Source organism: Thermomonospora sp. CIF 1 (assembly GCF_001896795.1).
GTDB lineage: Bacteria > Actinomycetota > Actinomycetes > Streptosporangiales > Streptosporangiaceae > Thermomonospora > Thermomonospora curvata.
Map to the genome: position 1 here is coordinate 70908 of NZ_MOYN02000018.1, position 24954 is coordinate 95861.

At 71.7% G+C, this 24954-nt stretch carries 27 protein-coding genes; 23 read left to right on the forward strand and 4 right to left on the reverse strand.

The annotated features are described in order from the left end of the window. Positions 1 to 50: 50 nt before the first annotated feature. Complete coding sequence (locus tag BUE48_RS11010; RefSeq protein ID WP_286989758.1) at positions 51 to 977, reverse strand: ABC transporter ATP-binding protein; 927 nt, start codon at positions 975 to 977, stop codon at positions 51 to 53. Between the two features lie 147 nt (positions 978 to 1124). Here BUE48_RS11010 and BUE48_RS11015 point away from each other — a divergent pair, with 147 nt between their 5' ends. From BUE48_RS11015 to BUE48_RS11060, 10 genes are all read left to right on the forward strand, one after another. Continuing rightward, complete coding sequence (locus tag BUE48_RS11015; RefSeq protein ID WP_286989759.1) at positions 1125 to 2612, forward strand: amino acid permease; 1488 nt, start codon at positions 1125 to 1127, stop codon at positions 2610 to 2612. Then, entirely contained in the window at positions 2609 to 3511 is a 903-nt protein-coding gene (locus BUE48_RS11020; RefSeq protein WP_286989760.1) for a universal stress protein, read from the forward strand. The genes BUE48_RS11015 and BUE48_RS11020 overlap by 4 nt, the downstream gene beginning before the upstream one ends. 126 nt (positions 3512 to 3637) lie before the next feature. Further along, on the forward strand, positions 3638 to 4369 hold the full coding sequence (locus BUE48_RS11025; protein WP_052305668.1) for a helix-turn-helix transcriptional regulator: 732 nt from the start codon (positions 3638 to 3640) through the stop codon (positions 4367 to 4369). Continuing rightward, a complete protein-coding gene (gene sufB / locus BUE48_RS11030; protein WP_012852574.1) occupies positions 4366 to 5778 on the forward strand; it encodes a Fe-S cluster assembly protein SufB in 1413 nt (470 codons plus the stop codon). Before BUE48_RS11025 ends, sufB begins: the two co-directional genes overlap by 4 nt. Next, positions 5778 to 6899, forward strand: coding sequence for a Fe-S cluster assembly protein SufD (sufD, locus tag BUE48_RS11035; RefSeq protein WP_012852575.1), 1122 nt, complete (start codon positions 5778 to 5780; stop codon positions 6897 to 6899). Before sufB ends, sufD begins: the two co-directional genes overlap by 1 nt. Further along, positions 6896 to 7240, forward strand: a complete 345-nt coding sequence (locus BUE48_RS11040) for a non-heme iron oxygenase ferredoxin subunit (protein ID WP_012852576.1) — start codon at positions 6896 to 6898, stop codon at positions 7238 to 7240. Before sufD ends, BUE48_RS11040 begins: the two co-directional genes overlap by 4 nt. A gap of 29 nt (positions 7241 to 7269) precedes the next feature. After that, positions 7270 to 8037, forward strand: coding sequence for a Fe-S cluster assembly ATPase SufC (gene sufC, locus BUE48_RS11045; RefSeq protein ID WP_286989761.1), 768 nt, complete (start codon positions 7270 to 7272; stop codon positions 8035 to 8037). Between the two features lie 28 nt (positions 8038 to 8065). After that, on the forward strand, positions 8066 to 9331 hold the full coding sequence (locus BUE48_RS11050) for a cysteine desulfurase (RefSeq protein ID WP_012852578.1): 1266 nt from the start codon (positions 8066 to 8068) through the stop codon (positions 9329 to 9331). Positions 9332 to 9406: 75 nt separating this feature from the next. Further along, entirely contained in the window at positions 9407 to 9862 is a 456-nt protein-coding gene (gene sufU / locus BUE48_RS11055; RefSeq protein WP_012852579.1) for a Fe-S cluster assembly sulfur transfer protein SufU, read from the forward strand. Further along, on the forward strand, positions 9859 to 10212 hold the full coding sequence (locus tag BUE48_RS11060) for a metal-sulfur cluster assembly factor (RefSeq protein ID WP_012852580.1): 354 nt from the start codon (positions 9859 to 9861) through the stop codon (positions 10210 to 10212). Before sufU ends, BUE48_RS11060 begins: the two co-directional genes overlap by 4 nt. Positions 10213 to 10491: 279 nt before the next feature. On the opposite strand, the gene BUE48_RS11065 is transcribed toward BUE48_RS11060, so the two are convergent. Beyond that, entirely contained in the window at positions 10492 to 11085 is a 594-nt protein-coding gene (locus BUE48_RS11065; protein WP_286989762.1) for a hypothetical protein, read from the reverse strand. 153 nt (positions 11086 to 11238) lie between these two features. Here BUE48_RS11065 and BUE48_RS11070 point away from each other — a divergent pair, with 153 nt between their 5' ends. Both BUE48_RS11070 and BUE48_RS11075 read left to right on the forward strand, forming a co-directional pair. Further along, the gene (locus tag BUE48_RS11070) at positions 11239 to 12438 is read left to right on the forward strand and encodes a sensor histidine kinase (protein WP_012852582.1); all 1200 of its coding nucleotides are present in this window, start codon (positions 11239 to 11241) and stop codon (positions 12436 to 12438) included. After that, positions 12435 to 13133, forward strand: a complete 699-nt coding sequence (locus BUE48_RS11075; RefSeq protein ID WP_286989763.1) for a response regulator — start codon at positions 12435 to 12437, stop codon at positions 13131 to 13133. Before BUE48_RS11070 ends, BUE48_RS11075 begins: the two co-directional genes overlap by 4 nt. A gap of 137 nt (positions 13134 to 13270) precedes the next feature. On the opposite strand, the gene BUE48_RS11080 is transcribed toward BUE48_RS11075, so the two are convergent. Next, on the reverse strand, positions 13271 to 13666 hold the full coding sequence (locus BUE48_RS11080) for a hypothetical protein (RefSeq protein WP_012852584.1): 396 nt from the start codon (positions 13664 to 13666) through the stop codon (positions 13271 to 13273). Between the two features lie 146 nt (positions 13667 to 13812). On the opposite strand from BUE48_RS11080, the gene BUE48_RS11085 reads away from it, so the two are divergent. The 8 genes from BUE48_RS11085 (at position 13813) to BUE48_RS11120 (ending at position 21595) form a co-directional block, all read left to right on the forward strand. Next, positions 13813 to 14454, forward strand: a complete 642-nt coding sequence (locus tag BUE48_RS11085) for an AIM24 family protein (protein WP_041439537.1) — start codon at positions 13813 to 13815, stop codon at positions 14452 to 14454. A 2-nt stretch (positions 14455 to 14456) separates the two neighbouring features. After that, positions 14457 to 15107, forward strand: coding sequence for an AIM24 family protein (locus BUE48_RS11090; RefSeq protein WP_012852586.1), 651 nt, complete (start codon positions 14457 to 14459; stop codon positions 15105 to 15107). A 9-nt stretch (positions 15108 to 15116) separates the two neighbouring features. Then, positions 15117 to 15866 carry an AIM24 family protein gene (locus tag BUE48_RS11095; protein WP_012852587.1) on the forward strand — a complete coding sequence of 250 codons (750 nt, stop codon included), beginning with the start codon at positions 15117 to 15119 and terminating at the stop codon, positions 15864 to 15866. 209 nt (positions 15867 to 16075) lie between these two features. Further along, positions 16076 to 17674 carry an ABC-F family ATP-binding cassette domain-containing protein gene (locus BUE48_RS11100; protein WP_012852588.1) on the forward strand — a complete coding sequence of 533 codons (1599 nt, stop codon included), beginning with the start codon at positions 16076 to 16078 and terminating at the stop codon, positions 17672 to 17674. 116 nt (positions 17675 to 17790) lie between these two features. Then, positions 17791 to 18003 carry a helix-turn-helix domain-containing protein gene (locus tag BUE48_RS11105; RefSeq protein WP_012852589.1) on the forward strand — a complete coding sequence of 71 codons (213 nt, stop codon included), beginning with the start codon at positions 17791 to 17793 and terminating at the stop codon, positions 18001 to 18003. Positions 18004 to 18243: 240 nt separating this feature from the next. Next, a complete protein-coding gene (locus tag BUE48_RS11110; RefSeq protein WP_012852590.1) occupies positions 18244 to 19029 on the forward strand; it encodes an enoyl-CoA hydratase/isomerase family protein in 786 nt (261 codons plus the stop codon). 190 nt (positions 19030 to 19219) lie between these two features. After that, a complete protein-coding gene (locus BUE48_RS11115) occupies positions 19220 to 21133 on the forward strand; it encodes an ABC transporter ATP-binding protein (RefSeq protein WP_041441549.1) in 1914 nt (637 codons plus the stop codon). 318 nt (positions 21134 to 21451) lie between these two features. After that, on the forward strand, positions 21452 to 21595 hold the full coding sequence (locus BUE48_RS11120; protein WP_012852593.1) for a hypothetical protein: 144 nt from the start codon (positions 21452 to 21454) through the stop codon (positions 21593 to 21595). On the opposite strand, the gene BUE48_RS11125 is transcribed toward BUE48_RS11120, so the two are convergent. Beyond that, positions 21579 to 22526: a sulfotransferase family protein gene (locus BUE48_RS11125; RefSeq protein ID WP_012852594.1), complete on the reverse strand. Its 948-nt coding sequence runs from the start codon at positions 22524 to 22526 to the stop codon at positions 21579 to 21581. The genes BUE48_RS11120 and BUE48_RS11125 overlap by 17 nt on opposite strands. Before the next feature lie 166 nt (positions 22527 to 22692). On the opposite strand from BUE48_RS11125, the gene BUE48_RS11130 reads away from it, so the two are divergent. The 3 genes from BUE48_RS11130 (at position 22693) to BUE48_RS11140 (ending at position 24944) form a co-directional block, all read left to right on the forward strand. Next, positions 22693 to 23478, forward strand: a complete 786-nt coding sequence (locus BUE48_RS11130) for an SIR2 family NAD-dependent protein deacylase (protein ID WP_041439539.1) — start codon at positions 22693 to 22695, stop codon at positions 23476 to 23478. A gap of 69 nt (positions 23479 to 23547) precedes the next feature. Continuing rightward, positions 23548 to 24414, forward strand: a complete 867-nt coding sequence (locus BUE48_RS11135; protein WP_012852596.1) for a hypothetical protein — start codon at positions 23548 to 23550, stop codon at positions 24412 to 24414. A gap of 101 nt (positions 24415 to 24515) precedes the next feature. Continuing rightward, complete coding sequence (locus BUE48_RS11140; protein ID WP_012852597.1) at positions 24516 to 24944, forward strand: CBS domain-containing protein; 429 nt, start codon at positions 24516 to 24518, stop codon at positions 24942 to 24944. The last annotated feature ends 10 nt before the right edge of the window (positions 24945 to 24954 follow it).

Here is a 24954-nt window from a genome sequence, read left to right on the forward strand (position 1 = left end):
CAGCGGCGCCGCGCCCGGCGCGGGGGTCAGGTCCAGTGCGGGAGCGCCCGTCACGACCGCAGCTCCCGTCCGGTCAGCTCCAAGAACACATCCTCCAGGGTGCGCCGCTCGATCCGCAGGTCCTCGGTCATCACCCCGTGGGAGGCGCACCAGGCGGTCACCGTGGCCAGCAGCTCCGGTCCCACCTCGCCCTCGATCAGGTAGTGACCGGCCGGGGACTCCTTGGCGGCGCTGCCGGGCGGCAGCGCCGCCAGCAGCTCATCCAGCCCCAGCCCGGGCCGGGCGCGAAACCGCAGCTGCCGCTCGGCGCCGGTCAGCTCGGCGGGGGTGCCCTCGGCCACCACCCGGCCCCGGTCGACGATCACCACCCGGTCGGCCAGGCGTTCGGCCTCGTCCATGTGGTGGGTGGTCAAGATCACGCTCACCCCGGCCCGCCGCAGCTCACTCACCAGCTCCCAGGTGGCGTGCCGGGCCTGCGGGTCCAGCCCGGCGGTCGGCTCGTCCAAGAACACCAGCTCCGGCCGGCCGATCACGGCGGCGGCCAGTGACAATCGCTGCTGCTGGCCGCCCGACAGCCGCCGGAAGGGGGTGCGGGCGTGCCCGCTCAGCCCCAGCCGCTCCAGCAGCGCCGCCGGGTCCAGCGGGCGGGCGTAGAAGGCGGCGATCAGGCGCAGGAACTCCCCGGCGCGGGCGGTGCCCGGCACCCCGCCCGACTGCGGCATCACCCCCACCCGGGGACGCAGCGCCCGGGCATCGCGCAGCGGGTCCAGCCCGAGCACCCGCACGGTGCCGCCGTCGGGTCGCCGGTAGCCCTCGCAGATCTCGATCGTGGTGGTCTTGCCCGCGCCGTTGGGACCGAGCAGCGCGGTGATCGCGCCGCGCTCGGCGCGCAGCGAAAGACCGTCCACCGCGGTGGTGGCGCCATAGCGCTTCACCAGCGCGTTCAGCTCGACCGCGGCCTGGCCGGGGGGACTCATGCCCCCGAGTCTAGGTCGGCCCCGGCCGCGTCGCGGCACGCCCCCCGCCGGCCGGGGTTTGCCGGCCGGCGGCACGGGCATTCCCAGCGAGCGGCTTCGCCGGAAGGCGCCGACCGCCGGTGGGCGCTGGGGACACCGGGGGGATTCGTGGACACCAGGCAGGCAGGGGCCCGGCACGGTTCACCGTGGGGTTCCCTGCTGCGCAACCTGCTGCGCACCAAGCCGGTCGACCGGATCGTCGCCGAGGGCGGCCACGGCGAGGGCGGCGACCTGAAGCGCACGATGGGCCTGCTGCAGCTGACCTTCTTCAGCGTCGGCGCCACGCTGGGCACCGGCATCTTCGTGATCCTCGGCGAGGCCGTGCCGCTGGCCGGGCCGGCGATCGTGCTGTCGTTCGTGCTGGCGGCGCTGACCGCCCTGTTCTCGGCGCTGTCGTATGCGGAGCTGGCGGGCACGATCCCGGTCTCCGGATCCTCCTACTCCTACACCTACGCCACCATGGGCGAGCTGGTCGCCTGGGTGTGCGGCTGGTGCCTGCTGCTGGAGTACGGGGTGTCGGTGTCGGCCGTGGCGGTGGGCTGGGGGCAGTACCTCAACGAGTTCTTCGCCCAGACGGCGGGGTTCACCATGCCCGCCGCCATCAGCTACCCGCCCGGCGGGCAGGAGGGCGGCGTGATCAACGTGCCGGCGGTGGTCGTCGTCCTCATCGCCACCTTCCTGCTGCTGCGCGGGACCTCCGAGAGCGCCACCGTCAACACCGTCATGGTCTTTTTGAAGATCGGCGTGCTGGTGTTCTTCTGCCTGGTGGCGGCCCTCGCCTTCCGCCGCGGCAACCTGGAGCCGTTCGCGCCGCTGGGAGCGGCCGGGATCAGCGCCGCCGGCGCCCGGGTGTTCTTCTCCTACATCGGCTTCGACGCCGCCTCCACCGCCGGGGAGGAGGCCCGCAACCCCCGGCGGGACCTGCCGCTGGCCATCGTGCTGTCGCTGGCCATCGTCACCGCCCTGTACGTGCTGGTGGGGCTGACCGCGGTGGCGGCGATGCACTGGAGCGACTTCGCCGAGGGCGGCACCGAGGCGTCGCTGGCGGTGGTGCTGGAGGTGGCCACCGGGCAGGGCTGGCCGTCGGTGGTGCTGTCGCTGGGCGCGGTGATCGCCATCGCCAGCGTGGTGCTGACCGTGATGTACGGCCAGACCCGCATCCTGTTCGCCATGTCGCGGGACGGGCTGATCCCCGAGGTCTTCCAGAAGGTGAACCCGCGCACCGCGGTGCCCACCGCCAACATCGTGCTGGTGTCGCTGTTCATCGCGGTGCTGGCGGCGCTGGTGCCGCTGGGCCGGCTGGCCGACGCCACCAGCATCGGCACCCTGTTCGCCTTCGCCCTGGTCAACGTGGGGGTGATGGTGCTGCGCAGGACCAAGCCGGCGATGCCGCGCAGCTTCCGCACACCGCTGTTCCCCTTCACCCCGCTGCTGGGCGTGGTGTTCTGCGTGTACCTGATGATCAGGCTCAACGCCATCACCTGGGTGGTGTTCGCGCTGTGGACGCTGGTGGGGCTGCTGGTCTACTTCGCCTACGGCTACCGCCGCTCGCACCTGGCGCACGCCGGGGCGGGGCGGGGGAGGGAGCGCGGGTGAGCGGACGCGTCCTGGTGGGGTATCTGCCGGACGAACGCGGCGACGACGCCCTGGAGCTGGCCCGCCTGGTCGCCGATGCCGACGGTTCTCCGCTGACCGTCGCCTGCATCTACCCGCCGCCCTGGCCGGTCCCCGGCCCCGGCCGGGTGGACGCCGAGTGGCTGGGCCACGTCCGCGGATACGCCCGCTCCGCCGTCGAGCAGGCCCGTGACCGGCTCGCCGGGCGCATGCCCGCCGAACGGGTGCGGACGGCGACGGGGGCGCACCGGGGCAGCGGGCGCGGGCTCATCGAGACGGCCGAACGGGAGGGCGCCGACCTGATCGTGATCGGTTCGGCGCCGGGCGGCCCGGCGGGGCGGATCGTCATCGGCAGCACCGCCGACCAGCTGCTGCACGGTTCTCCCGTCCCCGTGCTGATGGCCCCGCGCGGCTATGCGGCCGGCCCGCCGGCGCGGCTGAGCGGGCTGACCGTCGCCCACCGCCCCAGCCGCGGCTCGGAGCTGGGGCTGGCCGCCGCGTTGCGGTTGGCTAGGCGGTTGGATGTGCCGATCCGGCTGCTGACGCTGCTGGAGCGGCCCTCTTGGCTGAGCGGCGTGCTGCGCGGCGAGGAGATCATGCGGCGCCAGCGCGAGTACGCCGTGCGCGACCTGCAGGCGGCGGCCGAGCTGCTGTCCGGCCACGCTCAGGTGACCACCCAGGTGGCCGAGGGCGACGGCATCGAGGGGGCCGTGCGCAACTGCCACTGGCCGCCGGGGGAGCTGCTGGCCTGCATGTCCGGCAGCCACGGGCCGTTGCGCCAGGTCTTCCTGGGCGGCGTCTCCGGCAAGATCGTCCGGGCCGCCCCCTGCCCGGTGGCGCTGCTGCCCGGGACCGCCGGCCGGGCGGGCGGCGCAGCTTAGGTAAGGCTTTCCTGCGTGAGGGATGGCACGTCGGTACGTTTGTGCACCGGGAAGGAATTACGCCACACTGATGTTGTGAAAAACGTGGGCGAGCAGACGGGCAGCGGCGGCGTGCGCGCCTCCGTCATGCCGTCGTTCGCCGCGGACGGGCACGGCGAGCGCAGCACGCGCGCCCGCGTGGCCCGGCTGATCCTCGAGCACGGCCCGATCACCGCCTCCGCGCTGGGGGAGCGGGTCGGGCTCACCCCCGCCGCCGTCCGGCGGCACCTGGACGCGCTGCTGGTCGAGGGCATGATCGAGGTTAGGCGGGTGCGTCCGCAGGGCGGCCGGGGACGCGGCCGTCCCGCCAAGTGGTTCGCCATCACCGACGCCGGGCGCAGCGCCTTCGTGCACGCCTACGACGACCTGGCCGGCGCGGCGCTGCGCTTCCTGGCCGAAAAGGCCGGTCCCGGCGCCGTCGCCGAGTTCGCCCGCCGGCAGGTCGCCGAGCTGGAGCGGCGCTACCATCCGGTGGTCCGCGCCGCCCCGCCGCAGCATCGGGTCCGGGCGCTGGCCGAGGCGCTGTCGGCCGACGGCTATGCCGCCGCGGCCGGCCGTTCGCCCCGCGCCGGCGGCGAGCAGCTGTGCCAGCACCACTGCCCGGTCGCGCACGTCGCAGCGGAGTTCCCGCAGCTGTGCGAGGCCGAGACCGAGGCCTTCAGCAGGCTGCTGGGCACCCCCGTCCAGCGGCTGGCCACCATCGCCCATGGCGATGGGATCTGCACCACGCACGTCAGCCCGCGCGACCTGCGCGCCGCAGCGGGCCACGACACCGCAACGCACACCGACGACGAGGAGTCCGGGAGGACCTCCCTATGACTGTTGAGACCCACCCCGAGCTGGAGGGGTTCGACCGGTACCGGTTCGGCTGGGCCGACCCCGACATCGCCGGGGCCACCGCCCGGCGCGGCCTGAACGAGGAGGTCGTCCGTGACATCTCGGCCAAGAAGAACGAACCGCAGTGGATGCTGGAGCTGCGCCTGAAGGGGCTGCGGCTGTTTGAGAAGAAGCCGCTGCCGACCTGGGGCGCGGACCTGACCGACATCGACTTCGACAACATCAAGTACTTCGTCCGCTCCACCGAAAAGCAGGCCACCACCTGGGACGACCTGCCGGCCGACATCAAGAACACCTACGACAAGCTCGGCATCCCCGAGGCCGAGAAGCAGCGCCTGGTGGCCGGGGTGGCCGCCCAGTACGAGTCGGAGGTCGTCTACCACAAGATCCGCGACGACCTGGAGCGCAAGGGCGTCATCTTCGTCGACACCGACACCGGGCTGCGCGAGTACCCGGAGTTCTTCAAGGAGTACTTCGGCACGGTCATCCCCGCCGGCGACAACAAGTTCGCCGCGCTCAACACCGCGGTGTGGTCGGGCGGCTCGTTCATCTACGTGCCGCCGGGCGTGCACGTGGAGATCCCGCTGCAGGCCTACTTCCGGATCAACACCGAGAACATGGGCCAGTTCGAGCGGACGTTGATCATCGTCGACGAGGGCGCCTATGTGCACTACGTCGAAGGGTGCACCGCGCCGATCTACTCGTCGGACTCGCTGCACTCGGCGGTGGTGGAGATCATCGTCAAGAAGAACGCCCGCTGCCGCTACACCACCATCCAGAACTGGTCCAACAACGTCTACAACCTGGTGACCAAGCGCGCCGTCGCCTACGAGGGCGCCACCATGGAGTGGATCGACGGCAACATCGGCTCCAAGGTCACCATGAAGTACCCGGCGGTCTACCTGCTGGGCGAGCACGCCAAGGGCGAGACCCTGTCGATCGCGTTCGCCGGGGAGGGCCAGCACCAGGACGCCGGCGCCAAGATGGTGCACGCCGCGCCGAACACCTCCAGCACCATCGTCTCCAAGTCGGTGGCGCGCGGCGGCGGCCGCACCTCCTACCGCGGCCTGGTGCAGGTGCAGGAGGGCGCGGTGCGCTCCAAGTCCACCGTCAAGTGCGACGCGCTGCTGGTCGACACCATCAGCCGCTCCGACACCTACCCGTATGTGGACGTCCGCGAGGACGACGTGGAGATGGGGCACGAGGCCACCGTCTCCAAGGTCTCCGAGGACCAGCTGTTCTACCTGATGAGCCGCGGCCTGAGCGAGGAGGAGGCCATGGCGATGATCGTGCGCGGGTTCGTCGAGCCCATCGCGCGCGAGCTGCCCATGGAGTACGCCCTCGAACTCAACCGCCTGATCGAACTGCAGATGGAAGGAGCCGTCGGCTGATGGGGCTGGAGACCAAGCCTCTGTCGACCCTGCACGGCAAGTCCTCCTACGACGTGGCGGACTTCCCCGTGCCCACCGGCCGCGAGGAGGAGTGGCGCTTCACCCCGCTGCGCCGGCTGCGCGACCTCCACAAGGGCGCCGAGGGCGGCGGAGAAGTGGACGTCGTGATCGAGGCGGCCCCCGAGGTCAAGGTCGAGCGGGTGGGCCGCGACGACCCCCGGCTGGGCGGCGCGTACGCGCCCACCGACCGGGTCAGCGCCCAGGCCTACTCGTCCTTCACCGAGGCCACCGTCCTCACCGTCCCCAAGGAGGCCGTCGCCTCCCAGCCCACCGTGCTGCGCATCACCGGCCGGGACGCCGCCCAGGCCGCCTACGGCCACACCACCGTGGTCGTCGAGCCGTTCGCGCAGGCCACCGTGGTGCTGGCGCACACCGGCTCGGCCACCTACGCCGACAACGTGGAGTTCGTGGTCGGCGACGGCGCCAAGCTGTCGGTGATCAGCGTCCAGGACTGGGCCGACGACGCCGTCCACCTGTCCCACCAGCACGCCCGGCTGGGCCGCGACGCCTCCTTCACCGGGTTCGCCGTCTCCCTCGGCGGCGACCTGCTGCGCATCGCCCCGTCGGTCGCCTACACCGCCCCCGGCGGCGACGCCGAGCTGTACGGGGTGTACTTCGTCGACGCCGGCCAGCACATCGAGCACCGGCTGCTGGTGGACCACGCCGTCCCGCACTGCCGCAGCCGCGTGGACTACCGCGGCGCGCTGCAGGGACAGGACGCGCACGCGGTGTGGATCGGCGATGTGATCATCCGGGCCGAGGGCGAGGGCACCGACACCTACGAGCTCAACCGCAACCTGGTGCTCACCGACGGCACCCGCGTCGACTCGGTGCCCAACCTGGAGATCCTCACCGGCGAGGTGGTCGGCGCCGGGCACGCCAGCGCCAGCGGCCGCCTGGACGATGAGCACCTGTTCTACCTGCAGGCCCGCGGCATCTCCAAGGAGGACGCGCGGCGCATGGTGGTGCTCGGCTTCCTCGGGCAGCTCGTCGAGCGCATCGAGGTTCCCGAGATCCGCGAGAAGGTGCAGGCGGCGATCGAGGCGGAGTTGGAGCGATGAGCGGGGAGCAGGACGGGTTCGTCAAGGTCTGCGCGCTGGAGGACATCCCCGAGGACGGGGCGCTGGCGGTGGAGATCGACGACACTCCGGTGGCGCTGGTGCGCACCGGCGGCGAGGTGTTCGCGCTGCACGACGTGTGCTCGCACGCCGAGGTCGCGCTGTCCGAAGGCGAGGTCTACGACGGCGCCATCGAGTGCTGGCTGCACGGCTCCTGCTTCGATCTGCGCACCGGCAAGCCCACCAACCCGCCGGCCAGCGCGCCGGTGCCGACCTACCGGGTCCGGGTCAGCGACGGCCAGGTGCACGTGTCGCTGCGTCCCGCATCCACCGACCAGACCTGAAGACGACGACAGAAGGTTTCACGATAGATATGGCCACGCTAGAGATCCGCGACCTCCATGTCTCCGTCGGGGACGGCTCCGACGGCGCCAAGGAGATCCTGCGCGGTGTCGATCTGACCGTCCGCGCCGGCGAGACCCACGCGATCATGGGGCCCAACGGCTCGGGCAAGTCCACCCTGGCGTACGCGATCGCCGGGCACCCCAAGTACCAGGTCACCTCCGGCTCCATCACGCTGGACGGCGAGGACGTGCTGGCCATGAGCGTGGACGAGCGCGCCCGCGCCGGCCTGTTCTTGGCCATGCAGTACCCGGTGGAGGTGCCGGGGGTGTCGGTGTCGAACTTCCTGCGCTCGGCGGTCACCGCGGTGCGCGGGCAGGCGCCCAAGCTGCGGGAGTTCACCAAGGAGATGAAGGCCGCCATGGAGGCGCTGTCCATCGACCCGGCCTTCGCCCAGCGCAGCCTGAACGAGGGCTTCTCCGGCGGCGAGAAGAAGCGCCACGAGATCCTGCAGCTGGAGATGCTCAAGCCCAAGATCGCGGTGCTGGACGAGACCGACTCCGGGCTGGACGTCGATGCCCTGAAGGTGGTCTCCGAGGGCATCAACCGCTTCAGCGCCGGCGGCGACACCGGGGTGCTGCTGATCACCCACTACACCCGCATCCTGCGCTATGTGAAGCCCGACTTCGTGCACGTCTTCGCCGGCGGGCAGATCGTCGAGGCCGGCGGCCCGGAGCTGGCCGAGGTGCTGGAGAACGAGGGCTACGAAAAGTACGTGAAGGCGGGCGCGTCCGCATGACCGCCGCGCGAAAGAGCGGAGGACGCCGATGAGCTTCCTGCTGCCCGAGGAGATCAAAAAGGACTTCCCGCTGCTGGCGCGCACCGTCCGCGGCGGGCGTCCGCTGGTCTACCTCGACTCCGGCGCCACCTCCCAAAAGCCCTACCAGGTGCTGGACGCCGAACGGGAGTTCTACGAGCGGCACAACGCCGCCGTGCACCGCGGCGCGCACCTGCTGGCCGAGGAGGCCACCGACGCCTTCGAACGCGCCCGCGCCACCGTGGCCTCCTTCATCGGGGCGGCGCCCGGCGAGATCGTGTTCACCAAGAACGCCACCGAGTCGATCAACCTGGTGGCCTACTCGCTGAGCAACGCCGCCACCGCCGGCCCCGAGGCCGAACGGTTCCGCGTCGGCCCCGGCGATGAGATCGTCACCACGGAGATGGAGCACCACGCCAACCTGGTGCCCTGGCAGCAGCTGTGCCGCCGCACCGGGGCTGCGCTCCGCTGGTTCGGCATCACCGACGAGGGCCGGCTGGACCTGTCGAACCTGGAGGAGCTGATCACCGAGCGCACCAAGCTGGTGGCACTGACCCACCAGTCCAACGTGCTCGGCACCATCCCCCCACTGGAGCAGATCGTCGCCCGGGCCCGCCAGGTCGGCGCGCTGGTGCTGCTGGACGCCGCCCAGTCGGTGCCGCACCAGCCGGTGGACGTGACCGCCCTGGACGTGGACTTCGTGGCCTTCTCCGGCCACAAGATGCTCGGCCCCTCGGGGATCGGCGTGCTGTGGGGACGCCGCGAGCTGCTGGAGGCCATGCCCCCGTTCATCACCGGCGGGTCGATGATCGAGGTGGTGCGCATGGAGGAGTCCACCTTCCTGCCGCCGCCCCAGCGCTTTGAGGCCGGGGTGCCGATGACCGCCCAGGCGGTCGGGCTCGCCGCGGCCTGCGACTACCTGTCGGCCCTGGGCATGGACAAGGTCCAGGCGCACGAGGAGACGCTCACCGGCTACGCCCTGGAGAAGCTCGGGCAGCTGCCCGGCGTGCGCATCATCGGCCCCCGCTCCACCGAGGCGCGCGGCGGCGCGGTCTCGTTCGTGGTCGACGACCTGCACCCGCACGACGTGGGACAGGTGCTGGACGAGCTGGGCGTGGCGGTCCGCGTCGGGCACCACTGCGCCTGGCCGATCTGCCGCCGCTTCGGCATCCCGGCGACCACGCGGGCGACCTTCTACGTCTACAACACCCTGGCGGACGTGGACGCCCTCGCCGAAGGGGTGCGGCACGCCCAGAAGTTCTTCGGAACACTGTGACCGTTTTTGCGGTTTCACCACACCGACGCACCGGATAGACGCACCCGGCCACCGGGTCGCCGCAGGAAGGACGCCATGCAGCTCGAGTCGATGTACCAGGAGATCATCCTGGACCACTACCGCAACCCCCACCACAAGGGGCTGCGGGAGCCGTACGAGGCCGAGGTGCACCACGTCAACCCCACCTGCGGCGACGAGGTGACCTTGCGCGTGCACCTGGAGGGGCAGGGGGTCGACGCCGTCGTCGCCGACGTCTCCTACGAGTCGATGGGCTGCTCCATCAGCCAGGCCAGCGCCTCGGTGATGAGCGAGTTGCTGATCGGCAAGTCGGTCAAGGAGGCCATGGCCGTGGGCGATGAGTTCCTGGCCCTGATGCAGTCGCGCGGCCAGGCCGAGCCGAACGAGGAGATCCTGGAGGACGCCGTCGCCTTCGCCGGGGTCTCCAAGTACCCCGCCCGCGTCAAGTGCGCCCTGCTCGCCTGGATGGCGTGGAAGGACGCGACCGCCCGAGCCCTGGGAGAGGCACCATGAGCGAGACCGAGACCACGGCACCCGAGCAGCAGACCGCCGAGTCCGCCCCTGAGCACGAGGAGATCCTGGAGGCCCTCAAGGACGTCGTGGACCCCGAGCTCGGCATCAACGTCGTCGACCTCGGCCTGGTCTACGGCATCGACGTCGTCGACGGGGTGGCGACCTTGGACATGACGCTGACCAGCGCCGCCTGCCCCCTCACCGACGTGATCGAGGACCAGGCCGCCAGCGCCCTGGACGGCCTGGTCAAGGAAGTCAAGATCAACTGGGTCTGGCTGCCCCCGTGGGGCCCCGACAAGATCACCGAGGAGGGCCGCGAGCAGCTGCGGGCCCTCGGCTTCAACGTCTGACAGACCTTCGCGTTCCGTCTCCGCCCGGCCGCCGGGCGGAGACGTTCGCCTGCGCCCGGCGGGAGACGGAGCCCGGGTGCGGCCCAGTGGAGGGCGTTCGACGTCTGCTGACGTGCTGATGCCGTCCCCTTGTGGGACGAGTGCGGTGCACCTGGGGGAGAGGCGGGCGGCTCATGCGCACAGCGGTGGGGCCGCCCCGGACCGGGGCGGCCCCACCACTTGCCGGTTCCCCTGAGCCTTCCCGCGTACGCGAGCCGGCAGGACGGCCTCCCGTCTGCGTCAGTGCACCCGTTCCCGTTCCAGGGCCGGCGCGCCGTCCTTCGGCTTGGCGGGCCAGATCGTGTAGGAGATCGGCCACAGCGCCCAGATCCCCAGCACCATCGTCAGCCGGCCGACCCACACCAGCAGCTCCCGGGTGCGCTCGACGTCGCCCACCAAGACGACCGCGCCGAGCAGCAGCGCGCAGCTGATCGCCCAGGCCACGAACGCCTTGCCGAACTCGCGCCACTCGTAGCGGGCCCGCGCCATCCCGTATTTGGGCGGCTTGGGCGGCGGGGGACCGCCGGCGAAGCGGTGCGCAAAGCGCGCGTCCGCCCAGCGGATCATGCTGTGCCCGAACGCCACCGAGAAGCCGATGTAGGCCGCGGCCAGCCCATGGGTGAAGTGCGCCGTGGCCCCGCCGCGCAGGTCGATCACCGTGGCCGCCAGCAGCACCAGGTCCACCAGGGGCACGCTCACCAGCAGCGCCGCGCCGGTGCGCCGCATCCGCAGCAGGTAGCGGGCGGCCAGCCCGGCCAGCAGCAGCACCCAAAAGCCGATCTCGCAGCCGATGATGACGCCGAGCAGCAGGGCGTTCCCACCGTTGTCGTCCATGCTTCGATCCTCCCGGCGGGAAACCGGCGGATTCTCCGCACGCCTGCCGAAATGCGGCATCCTCCAAAGGATGTACGACCGCGGCCGGCGCCTCCGCGCCGGGAAGGAGACCGGGCGGAAGTGCCTTTGCGGCGAAGATGGTGAGATGGACGGGTGCGTTCCACCGGCCTCACCACCCGTCAGGACCTGCTGCTGGCCGTCGCGGCGCTGGCAGGCGGACTGCTGGTGCTCAGCGCCCGCGGATACAGCCACTGGAGCGCCGAGGGCACCGGCCCGGCGGTCGGCTGGCGCGTGCTGCCGCTGCTGGGCGTGTGCACGGCCATGCTGTTTCGGCGCACCTCCCCGCTGACCGACCTGGCCATCGCCACCCCGGCCGCGATCGCCGACATCGCGCTGGGCCCCAGCCTGGGCACCCTGCTGATCTACACCGACGCGCTGTACGCCGCCGGCCTGTACGGGCCGCGCCGCACGGGTGAGCGGCTGCTGGTCGCCACGGCGGCCGTCACCGTGCTGCTGGCCGGCGCGGCCCTGCCGCTGGCCGCCGACTGGCGGGCGGCGGTCATCGTCGGCGGGGTCGCCGGGATGACCTTCGTCAGCCCGGTGCTGACCGCGATGGTGGTGCGCGGCCACCGCGACAGGGCCGAGCTGGAACGGCAGCGGGCCGAGCAGCTGGCCCGCCTGGCGGAACTGGACCGGCGCAACGCGGTGGCGGCCGAACGCGCCCGGATGGCCCGCGAGCTGCACGATGTGGTCGCCGGCCATCTCAGCGCGGTGGCGCTGCACTCTGCGGCGCTGCTGCGGCTGCCCGACATGGACCGCGACAGCGTCCACCGGGCCATGACCGTGATCAGGGAGAACAGCGTGCAGGGGCTGGCGGAGATGCGCCGCATGATCGGCCTGCTGCGCGAGGGGCGCCGGGAGGAGGCCGACTCGCCCGCCGCCCCCCGGCTGGCCGACCTGGAGCAACTGGCCGAACGCGCCGCCCGGCCCGACCTGACGGTGGGGCTGAAGGTGACCGGGACGGTGCGGGAGCTGCCCGCCGCCGTCGAGCTGGCCGCCTACCGCATCGTCCAGGAGTCGCTGACCAACGCGCTCAAGCACGCCGGGCCCGGCCGCGCCGAGGTGCTCATCGAGCATCACCCTCAGCGGCTGTGCATCACCGTCGACAGCCCGCTGGGCGCGCAGCGGACCGAGCTGCCCGGCGCCGGCAGCGGCCTGATCGGGATGCGCGAGCGCGCCTCGATCCTGGGCGGGACGTTCCAGGCGGGCCCGGACGCGGGGCGCTGGCGGGTGCGGGCCGAGCTGCCGACCGCCCCGCCCGACGGCGAAGAGGAGGAGGGACGGCGGCAGTGATCAGGGTGCTGGTGGCCGACGACCAGGCGGCGGTGCGCGCGGGACTGGTGCTGATCTTGCGTTCGGCCCCGGACATCGAGGTGGCCGGGGAGGCCGCCGACGGGCTGGAGGCGGTGGAGCTGGCCCGCCGGCTGCGGCCCGATGTGGTGCTGATGGACGTGCGCATGCCCCGCCTGGACGGCATCTCCGCCACCGGCGAGCTGACCGCCCTGGGGGTGGACGTGCTGGTGCTGACCACCTTCGATGTGGACGAGTACGTCTTCGGCGCGCTGCGCGCGGGCGCGGCCGGCTTTCTGCTCAAGGACATCGACGCCGACCGCCTGATCGAGGCGGTGCGCACGGTGGCGGCGGGGGAGGGGATCTTGGCGCCCGCCGTCACCCGCCGGCTGATCCGGGAGTTCGCCGCCCGGCCCGGGCGGCCCGCCGCCCCTCTGGCCTCCCCGCCGCCGGGGCCGGCCGAGCTGACGCCGCGCGAACGGCAGGTGCTCGGCTGCCTGGGCGAGGGCCTGTCCAACGCGCAGATCGCCGCCCGGCTGAACATGGCCGAGACCACTGCCAAGACTCATGTCAGCCGGATCCTGGCCAAGCTGGGGCTGCGCAGCCGCGTCCAGGCGGCGATCCTCGCCCAGGAGCTGGCGCTCCAGGGGCCGGCCGAGGACACGGTCGGGCGGACGGACCGAGAACCGGACCGCTGACCGCTGCTGCGGCGCCCGCGCGCAGATCCACCACCGGGCGGAACATCACGGGCACCGGCGGCGGAACGCCCACGAGGACACGGCTGCATCACCCGGACGGGACCGATGAACGGAAACCCGCCCGGAATTCAGGCGGGCTACACGCCCCGGCCTGCGATCATCGCCGACAGCATGTACACGACTCCGGCCAGTGCCGCCGGCCACAGGTAGGGCAGCCACTCTCCGCCCCGCAGCGCCTGCACCACCACCGCGCCCACCAGGGCGGCCACGGTCACGTCCCCGGTGACCGCCGCGGCCCGCAGGTGGGCGCGCGCCCGGTGGCCGCTGCCGAACGCGGCGCTGATCGGCAGTGCCGGCTCGTCCCGCCGGTAGGCCAGGTGGGCGGCGTACCCGGCCAGCACCGCCAGCGCGGCCAGCCCCGCATCGGTCCGGCCCTGCAGGGACAGTGCGACCGCCAGCGTCAGGCCCGCCGCCAGCGTCAGGCCGGGCACGATCCAGCGCCGCCCGCTGCGGCGCTCGGGTGCGAACCACATGGGGACATCTTCCACGATCCCCCAGTCACCGGACCAGTGGCTCCTTGAGCGGCGAATCCGGCGGTTCGGGTCCGGGCGCCGATGGGTCCGGAGGTTTCCAGCATTTGAGACGACGTGCCGAAAAAGGTCCAGTATGTTGGGGCTTCGTGGCGCAATTCCGGCTGAACGGCTCGAAGGTGCTCGCCGTGGACCTCATGGGCGAGACCGTCGTGGCGATGAACGGCTCCATGGTCGCCTACGACGGTCAGATGAGCTTCAAACGCCAGGGGCTCACCGGGGGCGAAGGGCTGCGCGGGGCGATCCGCCGCCGGGTGGCGGGGGAGAGCATGACCATGATGGAGGTCACCGGCCACGGCACGGTGTACCTGGCCCATGAGGCCACCGAGATCACCTTGATCCCGCTACAGGGCGACACCTTGTTCGTGGAGTCCGAGAGCCTGCTGGCCTATGAGCCGCAGCTGCGCACCGGGGTGCAGTTCACCGGGCTGCGCGGGATGACCACCGGGCAGGGCCTGGCCACCACCAAGGTCGAGGGGCACGGCATGGTGGCGATCCTGTCCGACGGCCCGGCGATCGCCCTGGAGGTCACTCCCGGCGTGCCGCTGTGCGTGGACCCGCAGGCCTACGTGGCGCACCGCGGGCAGCTGCAGCAGGACCTCGTCACCGACGTCAACTGGCGCACCGTCCTCGGCCAGGGGTCGGGGGAGAGCGTGCAGCTGCGCTACCAGGGCCACGGGGTGGTCTACGTTCAGCCGGCCGAACGCGGCGGCGGGATCATGGAGTTTTGACGATGCCCGGATTCAGCCCCATCAACGGCAAGATGCTCCAGGCACCGGTCGGCCCGGGCCGGGAGCTGTACAGCAGGCGCGGCGCGATGCTGGCCTATGTGGGCCGCGTCCACTTCGAGCCGACCGTCACCGCCGGGGCGGGCATCACCGGCGCCATCGGCCGGGCCATGGCCGGCGAGAGCGTCCCGCTGATGCGGGTCACCGGCCAGGGCAGCGTGATGTTCGGGCACGGCGGGCTGGATGTGACCGTGGTCGAGCTGCAGGGCGACACCCTGTATGCGGAGGCCGACCGGCTGCTGGTCTACGACGCGAGCCTGCGGGCGGACACCGTGTTCCTGGGCGAACAGGGCGGGCTGGCCGGCGTGATCCGCGGCCAGGTGACCGGCCAGGGCCTGTTCACCACCGCCCTGACCGGCCACGGTTCGGTGGGCCTGCTGTCGCACGGCGGCGTCATCGAACTGCCCATCGGCCCGCAGCGGCCCATCTACGTCGACCCGCAGGCCTATGTGGCGCACCGCGGGCAGGTGACCACCCGGCTGAAGACCTCCCTGGGGCTGCGGGATGTGATCGGCCGCGGCTCGGGCGAGGCGTTCCAGCTGGAGCTGTCCGGCCACGGCATCGTGTACGTGCAGGCCAGTGAGAAGAAGATCTGAGGCGTCCGGATGAGCGTTCCCGTCTTCAACCACCTGTCCCTGCCGTCCAACGACAACGTCAACCCCTACGCCTTCTGCGTGGACCTCAACGGGCAGTGGTTCGCCCAGAAGGGCAAGATGATCGCCTACTACGGGCAGATCCGTTTCGAGTCGCTGTCGGCCGGGCCGCTGGACGCGCTGGTCGCCGCCCACTTCCACTCGCCGCTGTATGCCCGGGACTGGATCGTGGCGCAGGGGCAGGGCAAGCTGCTGCTGGCCGACCGGGGCTTTGACGTCAACTCCTACGACCTCACCGACGGCAACCTCACCGTGCGGGCCGGCAACCTGCTGGCTTTTGAGCCCACGTTGGAGCTCAAGCAGTCGATCGTCCCCGGGTTCCTCACGCTGATCGGCACCGGGCGTTTCATCGCCGCCTCCAACGGCCCGGTGCACTTCGTCGAGCCGCCCATCCGGGTGGACCCGCAGGCGCTGCTGGGCTGGGCCGACTGCCCGTCCCCCGCCCACCACTACGACCACTCCTACATGCGGGGGGTGCTGGGCACGGCCCGTGCGCTCTTCGGCATCGGCGGCACGTCCGGGGAGGAGCACCAGTTCGACTTCACCGGCCAGGGCACGGTGCTGATGCAGTCGTCGGAGACGGTCAGGGACGGCGACGCCGTGCTGCGCGACCTGGAGCACCAGATCGGCATGCTGGGCGTTCCCGGCCTGCGGCGCCTGCAGCGCGTCATCGCCCAGCGCCTCGCCGCCGAACGGGACTGACCGGCCGCGCCGGCGCCTTGGCGTGCGTACCGGTTCCGTCACGAGGGGTCCCGTACACTGATCGGGTGCCGCTCCTGATCTGACAGGCCCTCCAACGCGCCGCCGACCGCCCCCGGCGCGTTTGCCGCCCTGCCGGCCGCCCTCGGCCCTGCCTGTCCCCGCCACCCGTTCACGAGCGGCCGCATCGTGTCGTGGGGAGCCCTGTCACTGTGATCACTGCCACCGATATCGAGTTGCGGGCCGGTGCCCGACTGCTGATCGAGAAGGCCACCTTCCGGGTCAACCCCGGCGACCGGGTGGGGCTGGTGGGCCGCAACGGCGCCGGCAAGACCACCTTGACCAGGGTGCTGGCCGGCGAGGCGCTGCCGGCCGCGGGCACGGTCACCCGGTCCGGTTCGATCGGCTACCTGCCGCAGGATCCGCGGGAGGTGGATCTGGAGGAGTCGGCCCGCGACCGGATCCTGTCGGCCCGCGGGCTGGATGAGGTCATCCGCGGGCTGCGCGCCGCCGAACAGGCCATGGCCACCGCCACCGGCGCCGAACGGGACCGCGCGGTGCGCCGCTACGGGCGCCTGGAGGACCGGCTGCACGTGCTGGGCGGGTACGCCGCCGAGGCCGAGGCCGCCGCCATCGCCTCCAGCCTGGGGCTGCCGGACCGGGTGCTGAACCAGCCGCTGGGCACGCTGTCGGGCGGCCAGCGGCGGCGGGTGGAGCTGGCCCGGATCCTGTTCTCCGGCGCCGAGACGCTGCTGCTGGATGAGCCCACCAACCACCTGGACGCCGACTCCATCGTGTGGCTGCGGGATTTCCTGCGCTCGCACACCGGTGGGCTGGTGGTCATCAGCCACGATGTGGGGCTGCTGGAGGCCGTGGTCAACCGGGTGTTCCACCTGGACGCGGGCCGCTGCGTGATCGACGTCTACAACGTCGGCTGGAAGGCGTACCTGGCCCAGCGCGAGACCGACGAGCGGCGGCGCAAACGCGAGCAGGCCAACGCCCAGCGGCAGGCGGCGGCGCTGATGGCCCAGGCCGACAAGATGCGCGCCAAGGCCACCAAAGCCAAGGCCGCCCAGCAAATGGACCGGCGCGCCCGGCAGTTGCTGGCCTCGGTGGAGGGTGAACGCAAGTCCGATCGAGTGGCGAAAATCCGTTTTCCGGATCCGGCTCCTTGTGGGCGGACACCGCTCATCGCGGAGGGATTGTCGAAATCCTACGGATCTTTGGAGATTTTCACCGATGTGAACCTGGCCATCGACCGCGGCAGCCGGGTGGTGGTGCTGGGGTTGAACGGCGCCGGCAAGACCACTTTGCTGCGCCTGCTGGCGGGGGTGGACAAGCCCGACACCGGCCGGGTGATCGCCGGTCATGGCCTGAAACTGGGCTACTACGCCCAGGAGCACGAGACGCTGGAGGCCGGGCGCACGGTATTGGAGAACATGCGTTCGGCCGCGCCCGACCTGCCCGAGGTCGAGGTCCGCAAGATCTTGGGATCGTTCCTGTTCAGCGGCGATGACGTGGACAAACCCGCCGGGGTGCTCTCCGGCGGGGAGAAGACCCGCCTGGCGCTGGCCACGCTGGTGGTCTCCAGCGCCAATGTGCTGCTGCTGGACGAGCCGACCAACAACCTCGATCCGGCCAGCCGTCAGGAGATCTTGTCGGCGTTGCGCACCTTCACCGGAGCCATCGTCTTGGTGACTCATGATGAGGGCGCGGTGGAGGCGCTCCAACCGGAAAGGGTGATTTTGCTGCCGGATGGTGTTGAGGACATCTGGAGTGACGAGTTTGCCGATCTGGTGGCACTTGCGTGACCGCCTTGGCAAGGGAAGCAGATCTTTTCTGGCGTAGTGGGTAGCCGATCGGCCGGGAATGACTGATCATGGCGGGGGATAACGCAGCGGTCACCACATCACTACGGGAGGTACTCGTGGCCGAGACCCTTAAGAAGGGCACCCGCGTGACCGGTGCCGAGCGCGACAAGCTGGCGGCGGAACTCAAGAAGAGGTACGACTCCGGCGAGAGCATCCGCGCCCTGGCTGCCGCCACCGGCCGCTCCTACGGCTTCATCCACCGGATCCTCACCGAGTCGGGTGTCAACCTGCGTGGCCGCGGCGGCGCCACGCGCGGCAAGAAATCCTGACGCGTCCCTCCGGGACGGTCCCAGAAAACCGGCAGGCGTGCCTCGGGCGCCCGGTATCGCGCCCGGCTCCGCGTCCCGCCTCCGGGGGCGCCGCACAACGCCCTCGGAGGACGGAGACGCCTGTGCCCGCATCCCGCCGCCCCGGCCGACCGAGTATGGTTCGGTCGCGGCGGCGGACAGGCGGGCGCCCGGTCCACCGTGACGCCGCCGCGAGGTGAAGGCGGAAAAGGAGGCGTCCTGGTGGACACCGGCACGAAGCAGGCCGCCGTGGTACCGGCCGAGGACCTGGCGCAGGCCGGGCTCCTGCTGGACATCGACGGCCCGGTGGCGACGATCACGCTGAACCGGCCCGACAAGCGCAACGCGATGACGTTCGCCATGTGGCGGACGCTGGCGCGCATCGGCGACGCGCTGCCCGGCTCGGTGCGGGTGGTGGTCGTGCGCGGGGCCGGCAAGGCGTTCTCGGCGGGCATCGATTTGAGCATGTTCTCCTCGCCCGAGGGGCCGCGCGGCGACGACCCGGAGGCGGGAGACCGGTTCATCGCCGAACTGCAGGCCGGCTACACCTGGCTGCGCCGGCCGGAGATCGTCTCGATCGCGGCGGTGCACGGCTACGCCATCGGCGCCGCCTTCCAGCTGGCGCTGTCCTGCGACCTGCGGGTGATGGCCGAGGACGCCTGGCTCTGCATGAAGGAGCCCGCCCTGGGACTGGTGCCGGACCTGACCGGCACCAAGCCGCTGGTGGACATCGTCGGGGTGCACCGGGCGATCGACATCTGCCTGACCGCCCGCAAGGTGCCCGCCGAGGAGGCGGCCCGGCTCGGCCTGGCCGAGCGGGTGGTGCCGGCCGCCGAGCTGGAGACGGCGGTGCGGGAGCTGACCGGCGCCCTGCTGGCGGTCGACGCCGGAGCGGCGGTGGCCACCAAGCGGCTGCTGTGGCAGGCCCCCGGCAACACTCTGGAGGAGCAGTGCGCGGCCGAGCGGCGCGAGCAGCTGGCGCGGCTGCGGGCGCTGCGCGGCAACTGACCGCGGTAACCGAAGCGGCGTGCGCAAAGGGGGTCCGGCGGCCGGCGCCGGGCCCCTCTCGCCATGACGGCGGGATGTTCTTTTCGCCCTCGGCTGAGCAGGGAAGCAGTCCGGTGCCCGGTACGTTGAGTTCGGGCATCGGACTGATTACTTGATTACGCACGGGGAGGCCGATGTGGGAATGCCGGGCATGCCGGGCAACGGCTGGCAGCTGATGGCGTCCTACCGCAGGGACCGCTCGGTCACCCGGCAGAAGCTCAAGCCCGGCACCGTCCGGCGGATCGCCGGCTACGCCCGCCCGTACGTGCGGGAGCTGGCGCTGTTCTTGCTGCTGAACGCGCTGGCGGCGGGCATCGTGGTGGCCGGGCCGCTGCTGCTGAAGTCGATCATCGACCGGGGCGTGATCCCCGGCCGGCCCGCCGTGGTGATCTGGCTGGCGGTGGCCGTGGCGGCGCTGGCCCTGGTGGAGGCGGTGCTGTCGCTGGTGCAGCGGTGGTATTCGGCCCGCATCGGCGAGGGCCTCATCTACGACCTGCGCACCCAGGTGTTCGACCACGTGCAGCGCATGCCGGTGGCGTTCTTCATGCGGGCGCAGACCGGCTCGCTGGTCAGCCGGCTCAACACCGACGTGATCGGCGCCCAGCGGGCGCTGACCACCACCTTGTCGTCGGTGGTCTCCAACGTGATCAGCCTGATCCTGGTGCTGGGCGCCATGTTCTGGCTGTCGTGGCAGGTCACCGTGATCGCGCTGGTGCTGCTGCCGGTCTTCATCGTCCCGGCCAAATGGGTGGGCCGGCGGCTGCAGCGCATCAGCCGCGAGCAGATGCAGCTGGACGCGGAGATGAGCTCGCTGATGACCGAGCGCTTCAACGTGGCCGGGGCGATGCTGGCCAAGCTGTACGGGCGCCCGGAGGAGGAGTCGGCCATGTTCGCCGAGCGGGCCGGCCGGGTGCGCGACATCGGCGTGGTGTCGGCGATGTACGGGCGGGTCTTCTTCGTGGCGCTCACCCTGGTGGCCGCGCTGGCCACCGCCATGACCTACGGCGTCGGCGGCCTGCTGGTGGTGGACGGCACGCTGCAGCTGGGCACGCTGGTGGCGCTGGCGGCGCTGCTGACCCGCATGTACGGGCCGCTGACGGCGCTGTCCAACGTGCAGGTGGACGTGATGACCGCGCTGGTCAGCTTCGACCGGGTCTTTGAGGTGCTGGACCTGAAACCGATGATCGACCAGCGCCCGGGGGCGGTCCCGCTGGCCGCCGCCGGCTCCGGGCAGGCCCTGCGGGTGGAGTTCGACCACGTCACCTTCCGCTACCCGGCGGCCGAGGAGGTCTCGCTGGCCTCGCTGGAGTCCATCGCCCGCACCGACACCACCCCCGCCCGCACGGTGCTGCGCGATGTGAGCTTCACCGTCGAACCCGGCCAGATGGTCGCCCTGGTCGGCCCGTCCGGCGCGGGCAAGACCACCATCACCCACCTGGTGTCGCGGCTGTACGACGTCACCGACGGCGCGGTGCGGATCGGCGGGCGGGACGTGCGCGACCTGACCCTGGAGTCGCTGCGGCGGACCGTCGGCGTCGTCACCCAGGACGCCCACCTCTTCCACGACTCCATCCGGGCCAACTTGCGCTATGCCCGCCCGGACGCCACCGAGGAGGAGATCGTCCAGGCGCTCAAGGACGCCCACATCTGGGACCTGGTCGCCGCCATGCCCGACGGGCTGGACACCGTGGTGGGCGACCGCGGCTACCGGCTGTCGGGCGGGGAGAAGCAGCGCCTGGCCATCGCCCGGCTGCTGCTGAAGGCCCCCTCGGTGGTGATCTTGGACGAGGCCACCGCGCACCTGGACTCTGAGTCGGAGGCGGCGGTGCAGCGCGCCCTGGCCACCGCGCTGTCCGGGCGGACCTCGCTGGTGATCGCCCACCGGCTGTCGACGATCCGGGAGGCCGACCAGATCCTGGTGGTCGACGCCGGCCGGATCGTCGAGCGCGGCAGGCACGAGGAGCTGCTGCTGGCCGGCGGCCTGTACGCCGAGCTGTACCGCACCCAGTTCGCCTCCCAGGCCTCCGGCGGGGGCCGCAGCCCGGAGCCGCTGGGCGCCGAATGAACGGTAAGCCCCGCCCATAGCAGATCGTGTATGAAAAGTTACCCCTGGTCGCTGAAGAGGAGCGGGTCAGAGGGTAGATCTCATGCCGTGATCAGTGGGACGGCCGCGGCCCGGGACGGCCGGTCCGGCGATGATCACCGGTGCGGTACCGGGAAGCGACGGCTCCGCTTCGCCGCCCGGTGACCTCGCCGTCGAGCGGCCGTCACCGGGATGCGGGACGGTCGGGACGCACGACCGGCACGCCGCGGCCGTCCCGGCGCTCCCCGGCCGGCTTCCGGGCGCGGCCTGCGGCGGTGGAAACGAAGGGGGTGAGCATCCATGCGTCCGACGCGTCCGACCATCAAGATCACCAACCCGCTCAAAAGCTGGACCGGCCGCTATGCCCTCCTGCTGATCGGCCTGGGCGCCGCGGGCGTGATGATCGGCTGGGCCGGCCCGGATGCGCTCATGCGGCGCCGCTGAGCCGGTAGCCCAGCCGCTGCAGCTCCTTGCCGGCCACCCGCTCCACCTGGATGAGCTGTTTGGGGGTCAGCCGCCGGCGCCAGGCCCCCACGCCGCCGTCCCCGTTCTCCCCGGGCCGCACCAGCCCCGTCAGCGCGTTCTTGGGGATCGGGGCGCCCAGGTACTCCGACAAGGTCTCCACCACCTGGCCCGGCCGGCTGATCAGATCCTCATAGCGCACCGTCAGCAGCTGGTCCTCGGGGACCTGGGCGCGCAGCCGGGCGCTCAGCCGCACCGAGCCGCGCCAGCGCAGCGCGCATTTGACCGCCATGGCCGCCTTGGGCCAGCGGGACCGGTCGGTGAAGTCCTCCACCCCCAGGAACGGGTTGGGGAAGACCTCCTCCAAATTGGCCACCCCCGGCTTGAACCAGGCCAGGCAGCGCTCGTCGGTCAGCATCCCGGCCACCACGTCCCGCCCGTCCCTGATCACCTGCAGCAGCTGGGCGTCGGGGAAGGCGTCCAGCAGCACATCGGCGCTGTAGATCAGGTCGGGGGAGGCGTCGGCGAACCGCTGCACCCGCCCCGGCTCGGTGCACACCTGTCCGGAGCGCACGGCGTCCTCTGCGGTCTCGGCGGGCGGCAGCCCGGCCAGAGTCCGGCACTCGGCCGGGCACTGGGCGCAGCCCCAGGGGGAGATCTGCCAGGCCTCGGCGTAGGCGTCCCGCAGCACCCGTGCGGCGCCCCGGCCGCGTTCGCTGGCGATCGTCGGCCGCCGGGCGAAGGCGTAGGTCACCCGCAGCACCCCGGGACGGCCGACCGTCAGGTGGAACCCCGCGGTCTGCTTGATCGCCCGCGCCAGCAGGTCGGTGCCCGAGTGCGGGGCGCCCAGGACGAACACCGGCCGGCGCACCTTCGTGCCGTTGATCACCAGGATGTGCGGGGCGGGTCTCATGACGATCTCCAGTGTCGCACTCCGTGCAGGGTACCGCCCCATATGTCCCTTTACCGGGCTGCCTGATCACGCGCAGTGCCGACCGGTTCGGCATGGCCGTCGGGCAGACCGAGTGAAGGCGTATTTAGCTCTGTATTCCCGGTATCTCGGGCCTAGCCTGGAGTGCATGGACATGCCCCCGAGCCTCGGCGAGTGGCTGCGCGAGGCCCGTTCGATCACCGTGCTGACCGGGGCCGGGATCAGCACCGACAGCGGCATCCCCGACTTTCGCGGGCCCCAGGGCGTGTGGACCAAGGACCCGTCGGCCGCCGCCTTGTCGTCCCTGGACGCCTACCTGGCCGACCCGCAGGTGCGGCGGCGGGTCTGGCAGGCCCGGCGCGACCATCCCGCCTGGCACGCCGAGCCCAACGCCGCGCACCTGGCCCTGGTGAAGCTGGAACGCGCCGGGCGGCTGCGCGCCATCGTCACCCAGAACATCGACGGGCTGCACCAGGCGGCCGGCTCCAGCCCGAAGACCGTCATCGAGATCCACGGCACGATGCGCGAGGTCGAGTGCCTGGAGTGCGGGCTGCGCACCCCGACGCAGCAGGTCCTGAAACGGCTGGAGGAGGGCGAGGCGGACCCGCCGTGCCTGGAGTGCGGCGGCATCCAGAAAGCGGCCACGATCTCCTTCGGGCAGGCCCTGCGCCCGCAGGTGCTGCAGGCGGCGGTGCGGGCCGCCCGCTCCTGCGACCTGTTCATGGCGGTGGGCACCTCGCTGACCGTGCACCCGGCGGCCGGACTGTGCCTGGAGGCCGTCGAGCACGGCGCGCGGCTGGTGATCGTCAACGCCCAGCCCACCCCCTATGACGGAATCGCCGACGCGGTGCTGCGCGAGCCCATCGGAGAGGCCCTGCCCGGCCTGGTGGAACTGGCCCTACGTGACGATCGGGTCACAGACGGCGGTTCGTGATCGACGAGACTTTCCTTCGTGACCTTCGCCTGCCAAGCTCTACCCCGTCGCGGGAGCTAGGAGGAGTGGATGCGCGGGGGCGCTCTGGACGAGGCGAGCGGCGTGCTGGACTCGTTGGTCGTGCTCGTGGCGGAGAGCCTCGGATACGCCTGCCATCGGCTGCCCGGCGACGTCATGGCGCTGGAGGGACCCACCCGGCTGCACGTCAGCATGCGCAACCTGCGCCAGCTGGCCCGGCTGGTGCCGCGGGACGACTGGCCGGCGCTGGTCTCCGACCACGTCACCACGATCGTGACCGCGATCGAAGAACCGCTGGACCTGTCGGACTTCGAGCTGGCCCAGCACCTGCTGCGCACCCGGATCTACCCGGCCGAGGCCGACAGCCCGGCGCTGGCCGCCCGGTCCTTCGCCCCGGGCCTGATCGAGGTGGTGGTGGTCGACACGCCCACCACCGTCCGCACGGTCACCGTCGAGGAGATGCGCGGCTGGCCGGTCTCGGGGGATGCGTTGTTCATGCTGGGCCGCGCCAACGTGCGCGCCGATGGACCGTTGCAGGCCGACGAGTCCCACCTGGGCGGCGTGCCGGTGACGGTGCTGCACGGCTGGAGCTTTTATGCCGCCACCCACCTGGCCTGGCTGGAGGAGTACGTCGAGATGGGCACCTACGGCGCGCTGGTGATCGCGCCGAACCGCAGCCTCATCATGGCGCACCCCATCCGGCCCCGGGCCGGCCACCGTGCCGCGGTGGCGGCGGTCCGGGAACTGCACCTGCACGCGCGGCGGGCCTATGAGGAGGGCCCCGGCTCCCTCAGCCCTCACCTGTACTGGTGGCACGCCGGACGGCTGAACCTGCTGGAGATCCGCTACGAGGGCGGGGTGCCGGTGCTGCCGCGCGGCTTTTCGAACGTGCTGGCCACCTTGGGCGCCGATTCTTGAAAAACGGCCCCTACATGGGTCTTTCCCTGCCGTCCGGAACGTGCGACCTTGTCAGGAAGAAGGAGATCCTCCTTCACCGACCCCGTGCCGGAGGGTGGGCTATGCGGATTCGCGACATCTTGCGCACCAAGGGGAGCTCGGTGGCCACGGTGGAACCCACCGCCACCGTCCGGGAACTGCTGGCCAAGCTGGCCGAGCTCAACATCGGCGCCGTGGTGGTCTCCCCGGACGGGGCCACCATCGCCGGGATCGTCTCCGAACGGGACGTGGTCCGCCGGCTGCACGAGCGGGGCGCCGCCCTGCTGGACGCCCCCGTCAGCGACATCATGACCGCCGAGGTGCGCACCTGCGCCCCGGAGGCGGCCGTGGACGAGCTGCGCAAGACCATGACCGAGCACCGGATCCGGCATGTGCCGGTGGTCAGCGGCGGGCGCATGGTCGGGCTGGTGAGCATCGGCGACGTCGTCAAAAGCGCCATCGACGAACTGGAGACCGAACGCGAGCACCTGGTCGGCTACCTGCACGGCTGAGCGCAGGCCC